The sequence below is a fragment of the Pyxidicoccus fallax genome, from assembly GCF_012933655.1.
GTDB classification, from domain to species: Bacteria; Myxococcota; Myxococcia; order Myxococcales; family Myxococcaceae; genus Myxococcus; species Myxococcus fallax.
Genome location: NZ_JABBJJ010000694.1, coordinates 1 through 1,536, shown reverse-complemented (window position 1 = coordinate 1,536; position 1,536 = coordinate 1). Strand labels below are relative to the sequence as shown.

The following is a 1,536-nucleotide window of genomic DNA, read 5'->3' as shown; positions in this document are numbered from 1 at the left end:
CCCGGAGACTTCCCCCGCTCGTGGAGCGCGGTGAGGATGCTGCCGTAGCTGCTCCAGGACAGGCTGCCCCAGCCCCGCTCGGCGGCGTTGTCGTACTGGGCCAGCGAGAAGTCCTCGTTGTGCTCCGCGTCGTCCTCGTAGGGCTCGAGGAAGGTCTCCTTGAACTGGTCGCCGACGAGCATCTTCTTCTTGTCGGCCGGGCCCGTCGTGACGAGCCCGTAGTTCCAGAGCATGAAGCCCTTGGCGTCCGGGTCCCACACCTTCTCGCCCTGCTCGTTCTTCAGCCGGGTGCCCATGATGCCGGGCACGAAGATGATGGGGATGTTCTCCGTCTTGACGGAAATCTTGTTCTTGGCGCCCTGCTGCAGGCCCTTGATGCTCTGGAAGAGGTCGGGCCACTGGACCTCGAGATTGTTGTCGTCAGACATCTGGGTTCTCCCGGGCCATCAGCCCGCGCTCTCGAGGTCCTTGACCAGGTCCGGCAGGGACATCTCCGCCGCGCCCGGCTTGGCTTCCGCCACGCTGCCCATGCCTCCGCCCATCTTCCCCTTCTTCGTCGAGCCGTCGGCCAGCTTGACCTCGAAGGACTGCCCCTCGAGCGAGTTGCCATTGGGGAAGTTGAAGCTGGCGGCCACCGACTTCTTCAGCTCCGCGTCGGTGAGGGCGTCGATGTCCTTCGTCTTCACGGACTTGCCCTTCAGCGAGCCGGCGGCCTCCATCTTCACCTTGGCGCCCTTGAACTTGATGTCCGTGCCCTCCATCGAGAGCTTGTTGGCGAAGAGCTTCACGTTGCCGGACTTCTCGATGCTGAGGATGAGCTTTTCGTTCACCACGAGGTTGAACGTGTCGGCCTTGAGCTGGAACTCCTTGGCCAGCTTCGCGGTGTCCTCCTTGACGGTGAGCTCGGACCGGGCACCGGAGTCGGTCTTGGAGTCCTTGCCCACCGTCTCGGTGAGCTGCCCCTTGATTTCACTCTTGAAGTCGGTGCCCACCTTGGCCTGCTTGTCCTTGGCGACCATCTCCTGCCGGCTGCCGACGACGAACTCGGTGTAGGCGGCGCCAATCTCGGAGGACTTGAGCCCGCCCACGGCCTCGTTCATCGCCAGGGCGACGTTGACCAGGTAGGCGCCACCGATGGTGGTGGCCTTCGCCGCCCCCACGCTCTCCACCGCGCCCTGCGTGACACCGACGGTGATGTTCTTGCCCACCGTCATCGCCTGGTTGCCCTCCACCGCCTCGTCGTGGCTGCCCGTCGTCCGGGTGTCCCGGTTCTTCTGCACCAGCAGCGTCTGGTTGCCCTCCACCACGCTCACGTCATCCATGATGACGCGCAGCTGCTGGTTGCCCTCCACCGTGCGCTTGCGGTCCTTCTTCACCAGCAGGTCCTCGAAGGCGCGGACCTCCTGGGACTTGTCGTTCTCGGTGAGGAGGTCCTCGTCCTTCTGCGCGTGCGTGAAGACTTCCTCCTCGCCCGTCGCGTCTTCAATCCGCACCTCGTTGAAGCCGTTGCTGCCCAGGCTGGAGGCGCTCTTGCGC

At 64.5% G+C, this 1,536-nt stretch carries 2 protein-coding genes; both read right to left on the bottom strand.

Features of this window, described 5'->3' with window-relative positions; translation table 11 throughout:
- Positions 1-428: hypothetical protein (locus tag HG543_RS53570; RefSeq protein ID WP_211194814.1), on the bottom strand; the 428-nt coding region annotated here is incomplete at its 3' end.
- Between the two features lie 18 nt (positions 429-446).
- A partial coding sequence (locus HG543_RS53565; protein ID WP_439332628.1) for a bacteriophage T4 gp5 trimerization domain-containing protein occupies positions 447-1,536 on the bottom strand: 1,090 nt, incomplete at its 5' end.